Consider the following 13,626-nt stretch of genomic DNA (forward strand, 5'->3'; position numbering starts at 1 on the left):
TACTCCGGGGGTGAATTGCCCCTGATGGGGCAAGAGGGGGCTGGCCCCCCTCTGCACGTCCGCATCGCGACTACAGCGCGGTCCAGCCACCATCGACGCTCAGGGTGGTGCCAGTCATCTGCGCCGCCGCATCGGAACAGAGGAACACTGCCGTGCCGCCCAACTGCTCGACCGTTGCAAACTCGCGCGAGGGCTGGCGCTCCAGCATCACCTTCTTGATCACCTCTTCCCGGCCCATATTGTATTTTTCCATCGTGTCGGGGATCTGCGCCTCCACCAGCGGGGTCAGCACATAGCCCGGACAGATTGCATTGGCGGTGATCGGTTCCTCTGCGGTTTCCAGCGCCAGCGTCTTGGTCAGACCGACCACGCCATGTTTGGCGGCGACATAGGCCGACTTGTAAGGGGACGCCGTCAAACCATGCGCCGACGCGATGTTGATCACCCGGCCCCAGCCTGCGCTGCGCATCATCGGCAGGGCCGCAGCGGCGGTGTGAAAGGCCGACGACAGGTTGATGGCAAGGATGGCATTCCACTTGTCGACCGGAAATTCATCCACTGGCGCCACATGCTGAATACCCGCATTATTGATCAGGATATCGCAGCGGCCGGACTTGGTGATCAGGGCGCGACAGGCCTCCGCATCGGACATATCGGCCTGAATATAGCGTGCCTCAACGCCGAATTCGGCGGCGATCTCGGCGGCCAGCGCATGGTCCTCGTCCCGGTCGGTGAACGAATTCAGAACCACATCTGCCCCGGCGCGCGCCATCTCCCGTGCAACCCCAAGGCCGATCCCAGAATTCGACCCGGTAATCACCGCACATTTGCCGCTCAACGTCATCTTGCTCTTCCCTTCCTGTGCAAAACCTGATTGGTGCAACTGTGGCATGCTGCACCTGCAAAGGAAACGGCAATCACCGCGTGAAAGTTGCAAGAAACCGGTCAGAAAAATGCGCGTCCAGCAACCGGTGAGGCAGATCAGATGACATCCGGATCCGCCCTCTGCGGTGTAACACGCTGATGCAATTGGAAACCGCAAAGCCAAAAAAAACGCCCGCACGAAGCGGGCGTTAAGTTATTGAGGCAGGTTTCATACAGGCAAGAAACCTATCGAGCAGTGAGACCTTTATAAGCAATTTCCCCCGCTCATCCAAGCTAAAAGTTTGAATTGACCTGACAGCGCCGTTAGCGTTGGTGTTCATGAAAATAAGGCCAGAGCGGGATTGTTGCAAAAGTGCGTCCAGATTTTTTCTTTAGAGTTCGACCGGTGTTGGCCGGAATCATCCTCAGCGCAAGCGTTAATTTTGCACAAGCAGAATCAGCGCATGGCATAGCTATGTATGGGGATCCGGCCCTACCACCGGATTTTGTGTCTTTACCCTATGCAAACGCCGATGCGCCCAAGGGCGGCAAGGTGGTCTTTGGCAACACCGGCGGCTTTGATACGTTGAACCCCTTCGCCGAGAAAGGCACCCCCCTTGGCAGATGCGCTTCTGGGGATATGAGAGCCTGATGGGTCGATCCGCGGACGAGGCGTTCACGCTTTATGGGCTGCTCGCCGAATCGATTGAGGTGCCGGAGGATCGCGCATGGGTTGAATTCACACTGCGTCCGGAGGCCCGATTCTCCGATGGGTCACCGGTCACGGTCGCAGATGTCATCTGGTCTTATGAAACCCTCGGACAGGAGGGGCATATCCGCTATCGGCGGTTCTGGAACCAGATCGACAGCATCGAACAAACGGGCGCGCGTAGCCTGCGCATTACATTTAATGAGGACAATCGTGAACTGGCGCTCATCGCAGGTCTGCGTCCGATCCTGAAAAAGGGACAGTGGGAGGGCAAGGATTTTGCCGCCTCCGGTCTGGATGAGGCACCGATTGGCTCTGGTCCCTACACCGTCGCTGATTTCGAACCGGGCCGCTTCATCCGCTTTTCCCGCAACCCTGACTACTGGGGGCGCGATCTGCCGCTCAGACGCGGCACCAGTAACTTCGATGAGATCCGGCTAGATTTTTACGGCGACCAGACCGTTTTGCTGGAGGCCTTCAAGGCCGGGGAAATTTCTGCAATCCGCGAATTCAACGCCGCCAAATGGGACAAGGCCTATGATTTTCCTGCGGTGACATCCGGCGAGGTGATCAAGAGCGTCATCCCCAACGGCAAACCCTCCGGCATGACGGGTATCGCGATGAACACCCGCCGTGACCCATTGAACGATTGGCGGGTGCGCGAAGCGCTGATCCAGGCGTTCAACTTCGAATATATGAACGAAACACTGACCGGTGGCAGCCAGCCGCGGATTTCCTCCTATTTCTCGAACTCCACCCTGGCCATGCAGCCCGGAGCTGCCGAAGGCAAGGTGCGCGAGCTCTTGAGCCCGTTCAAAGACAGCCTGCTCCCCGGCGTGATGGAGGGCTATACGCTGCCGGTCAGCAACGGCAGCGAGCGCAATCGCAAGAATCTGCGCATCGCAACCAAACTGCTGGCGGAGGCCGGATGGACGGTCCAAGACGGCATCATGCGCAACGCAGATGGCGACGTGCTTGAATTCAAGGTGCTATTGACCCCCGGCAATCTGGGCGAGGGTGAGATGCGTTCGGTCGTGGAAATCTATGCCCGCGCTCTGGAGCGCCTCGGCATCGCACTCGAATCCGACATGGTGGACAGTGCCCAGTTTGTGCAGCGTCAGCAGGCGTTTGACTACGACATGACCTTCTTCCGCCGCTCAATGTCGCTCAGCCCCGGCAACGAGCAATATCTATACTGGGGCAGCGCCGCTGCGCAGCAGCCGGGATCGCGCAATCTGATCGGGATTGAGGATCCTGCGGTGGATGCAATGATCGACGCCATGCTGACCTCCAAGAGCAAGGAGGATTTCACCGCCGCCGCCCGCGCGCTCGACCGTCTGCTGACAGCGGGACGCTATGTGATGCCGGTCTGGAAATACGCCGAAGCGCGCATTGCCCATCGCAAGGAGTTGAAATTCCCCGAGCGGCTGCCGGTCAGCGGAGATGGCATCGCCTATATGCCCGAAGTCTGGTGGTATCAGGCCGACTGACGCCGCCACCCGCGCCGACATCCCGGCCCGCTCCGACCTTTTCGGGCGGGCCTTTTTATGGCCAGAACTTCTCGTTGACCCAATATTTATAATTCTGTATTTCGTGAAATATGGAAATAGAGATCACATCGCAACTTTCGGCTTTGGCGCATCCAAATCGGCTGGCGCTGTTTCGCCTGCTGATGCGGCGCTATCCCGATGCTGTTCCGGCGGGTGAAATCGCCACCGCTTTGGCGCAGAAGGCCAACACCGTTTCCAGCTACCTCTCGACGCTCAGCTCCGCTCGGCTTGATCCGCGCCGAACGGCAAGGCACCTCGCTGCTCTACCGGGCGCAGTTGGAGGGGCTGCGGAGCCTGTTCGACGATCTGTTGTCTGATTGCTGCTACAATCGACCCGATATCTGCCAGCCTGCCGTGGTTCAGCAACCCTTGGCGCCCCGCAGCGACCGTCCCTTGAACGTTCTGTTTCTCTGTACTGGCAATTCCGCCCGCTCCATCATGGCAGAGGCGATCCTGCAGAAGGAAGGCGACGGACGGTTCCGCGCCTATTCCGCAGGCAGCCGCCCCTCTCCCGCGCCGCGTCCGGAGGTTCTGGCTCTGTTGCAGGAGAAAGGCCATGAAACCAATGGGCTTCGTTCCAAGGATCTCACCGCGTTTTCGGCCGGTGCCGCACCGCCAATGGATTTCATCTTCACCGTCTGCGACCACGCCGCGAACGAAGACTGCCCCACTTGGCCCGGTCAGCCCATGAGCGCCCATTGGGGGCTCCCCGATCCCGTCAAAGCCACGGCACCTGATCTTGCATATCAGCAGACCTATGAGGCGCTGCGCAAACGCATCCGCAACTTCGCCACACTCCCCTTTGAGAGCCTCGACCGCATATCGCTACAGCACCAGCTGGATGACATCGGCCGTCTTACATCTTCTGCATAGCAATCAAACGAGTTCACCATATGAATATTCTGGTCCTCTGCACCGGCAACTCAGCACGCTCTATCCTATTGGAAACCCTCCTGAACAGCCATGGAAACGGGCGCGTCAACGCCTTTTCCGCAGGCTCCAGGCCGACTGGGGCTGTTCACCCGCAGTCGCTCACGCTTCTGGCGGAGAAAGGCCATGACACCAGCGCTGCACGGTCTAAGAGCTGGGATGAATTTGCGACCGAAGGCGCACCTCAGATGGATCTGGTGATCACCGTCTGTGCCTCCGCTGCGGGCGAGACCTGCCCGATCTGGCCCGGCACCCCGTTGCGCGCCCATTGGGGCGTCGAAGATCCGGCGGCAGCCGCGAAACCTGACTGGGATGCGGCCTTTCGCCTTGCCTATGATCGGCTGGAGCGACGTGCCCGAGCGTTTCTGGACCTGCCACTGGAAGACCGCGACACCGACACCCTACGCCAAGACCTGATCCGCATCGGAGAGCTGCCATGACCACGCAAAAACTGATCGCCGAAGCGCTCGGCACCGGCTTTCTCCTGATCGGCGTTGTGGGGTCGGGCATTATGGCCGAAACCCTGTCGGATGGAAACATCGGCTTGGCGCTGCTGGCCAATGCCGTAGCGACGGGCGCCATGCTCTATGTGATCATCACGACGCTGGGGCCGATTTCCGGCGCACATTTCAACCCGGCAGTCACGCTGGCCTTCGCGCTGCGCGGCGATCACAGTTGGGGCGCGGTGCCGCCCTATGTGGCCGCGCAGATCATAGGCGGCATCCTCGGCGTCTGGGCCAGCCATGTGATGTTTGATCTGACCATTCTGCAGACCTCCACCACCATGCACCGGACCGGGGGCGCCCAATGGTTCTCGGAAATCCTCGCAACCTTTGGTCTGTTATTCGTGATCTTTGGGGGGCTGCGGTCACGCCCCGAAGCGGTTCCAGCCCTTGTCGCCTTTTATATCACCGGGGCCTATTGGTTTACCTCCTCGACCAGTTTTGCCAATCCAGCGGTGACCATTGCGCGCGGGTTCAGCGATACATTTGCAGGCATCTACCCCGGTCATATTCTGATGTTCATCGTCATGCAGTTTCTCGGTGTTGGCCTTGCGCATCTGGTGCTACCCCGCCTGTTTCGGCCAAGTTGACCCCGGCCCGACCAAAAGCAAACCTCAGGCGAAACCCGGGCCACGGGTGCATCCGGCAGGACGCGGACTTTCTTTTTTGGCAAAAAATGCTAGCATCAATACCCACGCGCAATTTTGACCCGGAGGGAGCCCCCCATGCCTGTTCAAACAGCCCGCGCCAGCTGGTTCGACAGGATGCCCCGTCTCAAGCAACGGTTTCCGCATCTGCAGACCCGCTCGGCCCCATCTCTGTTCGACGACAAGGATAAGTTCGTCGCCTATCTGGCCCGCACCCATCACCTGACACTGACGGAGGCTCGGGAGGAGGTGGATGATTTCCTCTACACCGAGAGCCTGCACCGGGAGTTGGACCATCAGCTGAACTGATCCGACCTGTCGGTACAACGGCCGTTCCTCGCTCAGGGGTGGCTTGGCTGTGGACACCTTAGGGCGGTGATCCGCATAAACCGGCCCCAACACAGGCCGTGATGTTGCGGCTGATCAGGGGCCGTCTGGCAGAGTGGCACCCCTTATGACAGGGACGTCACCCAGAGAATGGTTGCATCTTCGTCGCTCAGCGAGATCACATTATGCCCCATGGCAGCGTCGTAATAGGCGCTGTCGCCACGTCGCATTTCGATCGGTTCGTAGAACTCAGTATAAAGCCGCACGACCCCTGTCAGCACGTATAGGAATTCCTCGCCGTCGTGGCGCACCCAGCCCTCAAATTCATCCATCGACCTGGACCGAACGCGGGCGCGATAAGGCAACATCTGTTTGCGTGTCAGGCTGTCGGCCAGCAGCTCATGCTCATAGGTTGCAGTGGCATGCGCAGAGCCCTGACCAGTCTTGGTCACCGTCAGACGACCATTCACCTGATCCCGTTGCGGCTGGGTAAACAGCTGCGGAACCGAGATCTGAAGCCCCACCGCCAACTTCTTCAACGCCTCGTAAGTCGGTGACATCTGGCCATTTTCGATCTTCGACAGGGTCGAACGCGCAAGGCCTGCCTGATTGGCGGCATGTTCCAGAGTCCAGTCCCGCGCCTTGCGCAACTCGCGCACCCGAGCGCCCAGATCCAGTGGCTCGGTTTCGGCAGCCTCACCCGATGCACGGGCAATAGTGATAAGCGATTTGGGATCACGAGAGGTCATACTTTTTCCTATAGGACGGGGCGCGCCATCTTGCAACGCGTGGTTTGCCAAGTTAGCCAATCGAGATGCAATCTGTGTTTGACAGCGGGCCTTTTGCGCCCTGCCCCGCGCCGTTCAATCTGGCCGACCACGTGCTCTACCAGCGCGCGGCGGCGCGTCCCGCAAAAGCGGATGCAGACGCGCTGCACGTGCTGTCGCCGCAGTCTCAGCACGACGCGGCCACATCAGATCAGTCGCAAGAGCCGTCGCCACAGATCTACACCTATGGGGATCTGCGCGCTGCGGTACGTGGACTGGGCGCCGGACTGCTGGCCGAGGGGCTGTCTCCCGGCGACCGGGTGCTGTTGCGGTTGGGCAATACGCCGATATTCCCGATTGCCTATCTGGCCGCCATCGCGGTCGGACTGGTGCCGGTTCCAACCTCCGCGCAGCTGACCGAGCCTGAGGTGGCGCGCATCATAGATGACCTGTCGCCTGCTGCGATCCTGCGCGATCCGGGGATCGCCTCAGCACCGCACCCCTGCGAGATCAACCGCGACTCACTTGAGGCCATGCAGCGCGCCGCGCCGCCTGAAAACCAGTTTCACATGCAGCTCGGCGATCCTGATCTACCGGCCTATATCGTCTACACCTCCGGGACCGGCGGAAATCCGCGCGCGGTTGTGCATGCCCACCGGGCGATCTGGGCGCGCCAAATGATGATCCGTCACTGGTATGATCTGCACCCCACAGATCGCCTGCTCCATGCCGGTGCGTTCAACTGGACCTTTACGCTGGGCACCGGGCTGATGGACCCGTGGAGCCTCGGGGCAACGGCACTTATCCCCGAAGATGGCACCCCGATCGCCGCGCTGCCCGATCTCTTGCGGCAGCATGATGCCAGCCTCTTTGCCGCAGCGCCCGGCGTCTATCGCAAACTGCTGCAAAACGACCGGACGCTACATCTACCCGCCCTGCGCCACGGTCTCTGCGCCGGGGAGAAACTCTCAAGCCAGGTGGCGTGGGATTGGCAGGCAGCCACCGGCACTGCGCTCTATGAGGCGTTTGGCATGTCGGAATGCTCCACCTTCATCTCGGCCGATCCGGTGCGCCACCGCGATCCGGCGCAGGTGGGCGACACATTGGGCTGGCCGCAACCGGGACGCCGGATTGCCATTCTGGATCCAGCCGGGCAACCGGTGTCCCGCAACGCCCCCGGCGTCATCGCCATTGATCGCCGCGATCCGGGGTTGATGCTCGGCTATCACAACGCCGCAGCCGCCACCGAGGACCGCTATCAGGGTGAGTGGTTCCTGACCGGCGATCTGGGCGCGATGACAGAGGACAATCAGATCCGCTATCTCGGCCGCAACGACGACATGATGAACGCAGGCGGCTATCGCGTCTCCCCGCTTGAGGTGGAAGCAGCGTTGGCAACCCACCCCGATCTGGAGCAGGTGGCGGTCGCCTCGGTCGAGGTGAAACCCGATACCCACATCATTGTCGCGTTCTATACCAGTGCCAAAGACGTGACCGCTGAGGCGCTTTCGGCTTTTGCCAAGGACCGACTGGCGCGCTACAAACAGCCGCGCGCCTATCTGCGTCTCGACGCGCTGCCCAGCGGAGCCAATGGCAAACTGCTGCGCCGCGCCCTGCCCGATTGCTACATCCGACACCAAAGGACCCCGTCATGAGCCTTGTAAAGCTTGATATCCTGTCCGATCCGATCTGCCCCTGGTGCTACATCGGCAAAACCCATCTGGACAAGGCGCTGGCCGAGGTTGGCGATCATCCGTTTGTCATTGAATGGCACCCGTTCCAGCTCAACCCCGATATGCCGCGCGAAGGCATGGATCGGCGCAGTTATCTTGAGGCGAAATTTGGCGGCAAGGACGGCGCGGTGAAAGCCTATGCCCCGGTTGTCGAACACGCCAGCGCCGCCGGGCTTCAGATCAATTTCGAAGCCATGGAGCGCACGCCGAACACGATGGACGCGCACCGCCTGATCCACTGGGCCGGGATTGAGGGGAAGCAGAGCGCGGTAGTCGATGCGCTGTTTGATGCCTATTTCGTGCAGGCCAAGGATATTGGCGACGCTGAGATCCTCGCTGATATTGCTGAGGCTGCGGGAATGGACCGCGCCGTTACCCTGCGGCTGTTGTCTGGCGACACCGACGCCGAGGAGATCCGCAACCGCGACGCCCATTCGCGCAAGATGGGGGTGACATCCGTGCCAACGTTTGTGGTCGCGAACCAGCACGCCGTACCGGGCGCGCAGCAGCCCGAACTGTGGAAACAGGTGATCGCCGACATCCAGAGACAGCTGCAGGAAGGCAACGCCGCGGAGGCCGACAAAGCCTAAACGCGCGCCTCAGTACACCTAGCCCTATATTGAAAGTCTGGATCTGCTGCACAGAGCAGTCCAGACCTTTGCGGCGCGACCAGATACAACGATGCACATAAAACTGTGCGTCTTGGCTGCTGGTCCAATCCCGAGAGATATGTTAGCGCGGACAGAGCGCCGCCCAGACAGCACCCGATTACCGGGGCTCCTGATGTGTCGCCTGAGGTTTCAAATGACAAAAGATATACAGATCAGCATGTCCAAAGCTGAGTTCATTGCCCTGATTGCGATGATGTTCGCAACTGTTGCATTTTCCATCGACGCCATGCTGCCTGCGCTGCCCGAAATTGGTCAGACTCTCAGCTCCGACAACCCCAACCGTGCGCAGCTGGTCATTGCCACCTTTGCGCTTGGTATGGGGATTGGCACGTTTTTTACCGGGCCGCTCTCCGACGCCTTTGGCCGCCGAACCGTCATTTTTGCCGCTGCGGGTCTTTATATTGCGGCTGCGCTGGTGGCCTACGCCAGCTCCTCCATCGAAATGCTGCTATTGAGCCGTGTGGTGATGGGGCTGGGTGCTGCCGGACCGCGGGTCGTGGCACTGGCGATTGTGCGCGACCTCTATTCTGGTCGGGAAATGGCCCGCATGATGTCCATCGCCATGCTGATTTTCACCCTCGTGCCAGCCATCGCTCCGATGATGGGCGCAGGCATTATCCTGCTGACCAGCTGGCGCGGCATCTTCCTGGCCTTTGCGCTGTTTGCGGTCATCATCGTGCTGTGGATGGGACTGCGCCTGCCCGAGCCGCTGCCCGTCGAAAACCGCCGCCCGTTTCGCCTGCCAAATCTTAAGGCAGCCCTGATCGAGATGCTGCGGCATCCCACGGTGCGGCTGTCGATGATGGTGCAATGCTTCTGTCTTGCGATGCTGTTTTGCATGATCACATTGGTTCAGCCCATCTACGATGTCGTCTTTGATCGCGCAGCCAGTTTCCCGTTCTGGTTTGGCTTCATAGCCATCATGTCGGGCAGCAGCAGCCTGATCAACGCGTCGCTTGTGGTGCGCCTGGGCATGCGGCGGATGGTGACGTGGGCGCTGGCCGGACAAATCATCTTCTCCACGCTGATGCTAGGCCTGGAGGTGCTGCCGCTCTCCCGTGATGTTATGTTTGCGTTGTTTGTGGCCTGGCAGACCAGTGTGTTTTTCATGGCCGGTCTGACGCTTGGCAACCTCAACGCCATGGCGATGGAGCCGATGGGCCATATCGCAGGCATGGCCGCCTCGATCGTGGGTGGTGTGTCCACGGTGTTTGCCGCTGCAGCTGCCGCGACAGTGGGGCTGCTGTTTGATGGTTCTATTGCGCCACTCACCGGGGCGATCCTGCTGATGGTGGTCGCAGGCTACGCCATCATGTTGCATATGGCGCGGGTCGAAAACCGGGTGGCGGCAGAATAACCCCACATATCACGCTAGAGAACAAAGCCCCTCCAAACAGTTGGAGGGGCTTTTTCATGTCCTGCGCGTCAGCTTATTCAACCAGATTTAGCCTTCGCCTTGGCTTTCTTCTTTTCAGCAACAACCTTTTCAGCCAGATCACGCGCGATGGCAAAGGCACCTTTGATCTTGTCGCTGTCTTTCTTCCAGTCACGGCGTACGACAATCTTGTTGTCCTTTACTTTGGCCAGACCGTCCTGCGCCTGAATGAATTCCACCAAACCCTGCGGTGACGCGAATTTATCATTGTGGAACTGAATGGTTGCACCTTTTGGTCCGCCGTCCAGCTTGGCGATCCCGGCGCGTTTGCACATCGCTTTGATCCGTACCACCAGCATCAGCGTGTTGACCTCTTTGGGCAGCGGCCCAAAACGGTCGATCAGCTCCGCGGCAAAACCTTCCAGCTCCACCTTGGTGCTCAAATCCGAGAGCCGTCGATAAAGACCCAGACGCACATCCAGATCCGGCACGTAATTCTCCGGGATCAACACAGGTACGCCAAGGTTGATCTGCGGCGCCCATTGGTCATCGCTGCCGGACAGACCTTCCAGCTCACCGGATTTGATCTTGGCAATCGCTTCTTCCAGCATGGATTGATAAAGCTCATAGCCCACATCGCGCATCTGGCCGGATTGCTCTTCACCAAGGAGATTGCCCGCCCCGCGAATATCCAGATCCTGCGAGGCCAGGGAGAACCCCGCCCCCAGCGTATCCAGCGAACCCAGCACGCGCAGACGTTTTTCCGCACCGGGCGTCAAGCGCACACGGGGCTTGGTGGTGAGATACGCATAGGCGCGCGTTTTTGACCGCCCCACGCGGCCACGGATCTGATAAAGCTGCGCCAGACCGAACATATCCGCGCGATGCACCACCATCGTGTTGGCCGTCGGGATATCCAGACCGGATTCGACAATTGTTGTGGCCAGCAGAATATCGAATTTGCCATCATAAAAGGCATTCATCCGGTCATCCAGATCGCCCGCCGCCAATTGACCATGGGCCACGACATAAGACAGCTCCGGCAGCTGCTCCTGCAGGAAGGCCTCAACGTCCGGCAGATCGGTGATACGCGGCACCACATAGAAACTCTGCCCGCCGCGATAATGCTCCCGCAGCAGGGCTTCTCGGATGGTGACCGCATCAAACTCGCTCACATAGGTGCGGATGGCCAGACGGTCCACCGGTGGGGTGCCGATGATGGAGAGATCCCGCACCCCAGTCAGGCTCAATTGCAGCGTTCGCGGGATTGGCGTTGCGGTCAGCGTCAGCACGTGGATGTCACTGCGCATCTGCTTTAGCCGCTCCTTATGGGCGACACCGAAATGCTGTTCCTCGTCGATAATCAGAAGGCCGAGGTTCTGGAAGCGGACGGATTTTGCCAGTAAGGCATGGGTTCCGACGACAATATCAATGGTCCCTTTGGCCATGCCCTCGCGGGTTTTGGCGGCTTCCTTTGCAGTAACAAACCGCGACAACTGCCTGACTTCCAAAGGAAACCCGCGAAACCGCTGCGCGAAGGCGGCCGCATGCTGACGGGCCAGCAACGTGGTGGGTGCAACAATCGCCACCTGTACACCTGACATGGCTGCGATAAAGGCCGCGCGCATCGCAACCTCTGTCTTGCCAAAGCCGACGTCGCCGCAAATCAGCCGGTCCATGGGAGAGCCGGATTGCAGGTCCTCCATCACTTCGCCAATCGCGCGCAGCTGGTCGTCGGTTTCCTGATAGGGGAAGCGGGCTGAGAATTCTTCCCAGGCATGCGGCGGCGGGTCCATCATCGGCGCCTTGCGCAATGCCCTCTCAGCGGCCACCCGGATCAGCCGATCCGCCATCTCCCGGATCCGCTCCTTCAGCTTTGCCTTTTTGGCCTGCCATGCGCCGCCGCCCAGACGGTCCAGAAGACCCTCGTCATGGCCGTATTTGGACAGCAGTTCAATATTCTCAACCGGCAGGTACAGCTTTGATTGCTCTGCATATTCCAGCAGGATGCATTCATGCGCAGCGCCTGCGGCAGTGACAACCTCAAGCCCCTTGTAGCGGCCAATCCCGTGGTCCACATGCACCACCAGATCGCCGGGGCTGAGGGATTGGGTCTCGGTCAGGAAATTCTCCGCCTTGCGGCGTTTCTTTGGCGCGCGGATCAGCCGATCCCCCAGCACATCCTGTTCGGAAATCACCGTCAGATCATCAGTCTCGAACCCGTGTTCCAGCGCCCAGACCGCCAGATGAACGCCGGATTTCCCGATACGGGTTCCGTCCTTGATCGCGATGACCTCCGCCAGGCCCTCATCCTCAATCAGGCCGGTCAACCGCTCTCGTGCGCCCTCGGAATAGGAGGCGACCACAACCGGCCCCACCTGCATCCGTGCTTTAATGTGATCCGCCAGAGATTTGAAAAGGCTGACACTTTCCAACTGTCGCTCAGGGGAGAAATTGCGACCGATCCGCCCCCCCGCATCAATCACCCCCGGCCCGCTGGCCTGTGGCAGCGGATGGAACTGGATCACTCGATGATCCCCGATTGCCGCCTCCCAAGACGCGTCATCAAGATAAAGGAATCCCGGCGGCACAGGTTTGTAGACCGTGTCCATCCGCCCCTTCTGCGCCATCGCAATCTTGCGGGTCTCATACTGGTCCACGATGCTGTCCCAGCGCGCCAATCGGGCGGGCGTCACCTGATCGTCCAGCGTCACCGTGGCCTGCGGCAGATAGTCAAACAACGTCTCCAGCCGCTCATGGAAAAACGGCAACCAATGTTCGATGCCCTGGTATTTTCGCCCTGCAGACACCGCCTCATACAGCGGATCATCCGTGCCCGCCGCGCCAAACTCGATCCGGTAGTTCTGCCGGAACCGGGTTACCGCGGCCTCGTCCAAAATCACCTCGGAAACCGGCGCCAGCTCGACAATCGACAGCTTCTCCGTGGTCCGCTGGGTCGCCGGATCAAACCGCCGCGCCCCATCCAGCACGTCACCAAAAAGATCCAGTCGCACTGGGCCGCTCTGCCCGGGAGGAAAGATATCAATGATCCCGCCCCGCACGGCAAAATCCCCCGGCTCCATCACCGTCGGGCTCTTGGTGAAGCCCATCCGCGTCAGGTAGCTGCGCAGCGCCTCCTCGTCGATACGTCGATCCACCTCCGCAACAAAGGCGGCATCCTTCAGAACCTGACGCGCAGGGACACGCTGAGTGGCCGCATTGAGCGTGGTCAGCAGCACAAACTGCCCCGGCATCTGATGCACCAGCGCCGCCAGCGTGGCCATCCGCGCGGCGGCGATATCGGCATTGGGCGACACCCGATCATAGGGCAGGCAATCCCAACCCGGAAAGCTGATCACAGGCATATCCGGCGCAAAGAAAGCCAACGCCGCCCGCGTCGCCTCCATCCGCTTGTCATCCCGTGCGACATGCACCACCGGCGCATCGCTGCTGGCGGCTTCCTTCAGGATCAGCCGCGCATCAAAGCCCTCTGGTGCGCCGCCTGCGGTGGTTGCCCGTTGCGCCATCTCTGTCTCTCTTTCGTCGTCTG

9 protein-coding genes and 2 pseudogenes are annotated in these 13,626 nt (G+C 60.2%); 8 read left to right on the top strand and 3 right to left on the bottom strand.

Features of this window, described 5'->3' with window-relative positions; genetic code table 11:
- Positions 1-70: 70 nt before the first annotated feature.
- A complete protein-coding gene (locus tag L0Z65_RS06205; protein WP_096873127.1) occupies positions 71-844 on the bottom strand; it encodes a 3-hydroxybutyrate dehydrogenase in 774 nt (257 codons plus the stop codon).
- 393 nt (positions 845-1,237) lie between these two features.
- Between L0Z65_RS06205 and L0Z65_RS06210 the strand changes: the two are divergent.
- The 5 genes and pseudogenes from L0Z65_RS06210 to L0Z65_RS06230 all read left to right on the top strand — a co-directional run bounded on the left by L0Z65_RS06210 (position 1,238) and on the right by L0Z65_RS06230 (position 5,512).
- Positions 1,238-3,063 (top strand): annotated as a pseudogene (locus tag L0Z65_RS06210) (extracellular solute-binding protein).
- Positions 3,064-3,173: 110 nt separating this feature from the next.
- Positions 3,174-3,996: pseudogene (locus L0Z65_RS06215) on the top strand (helix-turn-helix domain-containing protein).
- A 20-nt stretch (positions 3,997-4,016) separates the two neighbouring features.
- Positions 4,017-4,493, top strand: coding sequence for an arsenate reductase ArsC (locus L0Z65_RS06220; RefSeq protein ID WP_405111679.1), 477 nt, complete (start codon positions 4,017-4,019; stop codon positions 4,491-4,493).
- Complete coding sequence (locus tag L0Z65_RS06225; RefSeq protein WP_405111682.1) at positions 4,490-5,146, top strand: MIP/aquaporin family protein; 657 nt, start codon at positions 4,490-4,492, stop codon at positions 5,144-5,146. Before L0Z65_RS06220 ends, L0Z65_RS06225 begins: the two co-directional genes overlap by 4 nt.
- A gap of 135 nt (positions 5,147-5,281) precedes the next feature.
- A complete protein-coding gene (locus L0Z65_RS06230; protein WP_040178425.1) occupies positions 5,282-5,512 on the top strand; it encodes a hypothetical protein in 231 nt (76 codons plus the stop codon).
- A gap of 143 nt (positions 5,513-5,655) precedes the next feature.
- Here the strand turns inward: L0Z65_RS06230 and L0Z65_RS06235 are convergent, their stop codons facing one another.
- Positions 5,656-6,279, bottom strand: coding sequence for a helix-turn-helix domain-containing protein (locus tag L0Z65_RS06235; protein WP_040178424.1), 624 nt, complete (start codon positions 6,277-6,279; stop codon positions 5,656-5,658).
- Positions 6,280-6,344: 65 nt separating this feature from the next.
- Between L0Z65_RS06235 and L0Z65_RS06240 the strand changes: the two genes are divergently transcribed.
- The 3 genes from L0Z65_RS06240 (at position 6,345) to L0Z65_RS06250 (ending at position 10,058) form a co-directional block, all read left to right on the top strand.
- Entirely contained in the window at positions 6,345-7,952 is a 1,608-nt protein-coding gene (locus tag L0Z65_RS06240) for a class I adenylate-forming enzyme family protein (RefSeq protein ID WP_405111687.1), read from the top strand.
- A complete protein-coding gene (locus tag L0Z65_RS06245; RefSeq protein WP_405111690.1) occupies positions 7,949-8,620 on the top strand; it encodes a DsbA family oxidoreductase in 672 nt (223 codons plus the stop codon). The genes L0Z65_RS06240 and L0Z65_RS06245 overlap by 4 nt, the downstream gene beginning before the upstream one ends.
- Before the next feature lie 214 nt (positions 8,621-8,834).
- Complete coding sequence (locus L0Z65_RS06250) at positions 8,835-10,058, top strand: MFS transporter (RefSeq protein WP_096871257.1); 1,224 nt, start codon at positions 8,835-8,837, stop codon at positions 10,056-10,058.
- A gap of 77 nt (positions 10,059-10,135) precedes the next feature.
- Here the strand turns inward: L0Z65_RS06250 and mfd are convergent, their stop codons facing one another.
- Positions 10,136-13,603 carry a transcription-repair coupling factor gene (gene mfd / locus L0Z65_RS06255; RefSeq protein ID WP_405111694.1) on the bottom strand — a complete coding sequence of 1,156 codons (3,468 nt, stop codon included), beginning with the start codon at positions 13,601-13,603 and terminating at the stop codon, positions 10,136-10,138.
- Between the last annotated feature and the right edge of the window lie 23 nt (positions 13,604-13,626).

Source organism: Phaeobacter sp. BS52, from assembly GCF_045040595.1.
GTDB lineage: Bacteria > Pseudomonadota > Alphaproteobacteria > Rhodobacterales > Rhodobacteraceae > Phaeobacter > Phaeobacter piscinae.

Coding starts and splice junctions, on each gene's coding strand:
- L0Z65_RS06245 (WP_405111690.1), top strand. CDS start 7,949: ATGAGCCTTGTAAAGCTTGATATCCTGTCCGATCCGATCTGCCCCTGG.
- L0Z65_RS06205 (WP_096873127.1), bottom strand. CDS start 844: ATGACGTTGAGCGGCAAATGTGCGGTGATTACCGGGTCGAATTCTGGG.
- mfd (WP_405111694.1), bottom strand. CDS start 13,603: ATGGCGCAACGGGCAACCACCGCAGGCGGCGCACCAGAGGGCTTTGAT.
- L0Z65_RS06240 (WP_405111687.1), top strand. CDS start 6,345: ATGCAATCTGTGTTTGACAGCGGGCCTTTTGCGCCCTGCCCCGCGCCG.
- L0Z65_RS06225 (WP_405111682.1), top strand. CDS start 4,490: ATGACCACGCAAAAACTGATCGCCGAAGCGCTCGGCACCGGCTTTCTC.
- L0Z65_RS06220 (WP_405111679.1), top strand. CDS start 4,017: ATGAATATTCTGGTCCTCTGCACCGGCAACTCAGCACGCTCTATCCTA.
- L0Z65_RS06230 (WP_040178425.1), top strand. CDS start 5,282: ATGCCTGTTCAAACAGCCCGCGCCAGCTGGTTCGACAGGATGCCCCGT.
- L0Z65_RS06250 (WP_096871257.1), top strand. CDS start 8,835: ATGACAAAAGATATACAGATCAGCATGTCCAAAGCTGAGTTCATTGCC.
- L0Z65_RS06235 (WP_040178424.1), bottom strand. CDS start 6,279: ATGACCTCTCGTGATCCCAAATCGCTTATCACTATTGCCCGTGCATCG.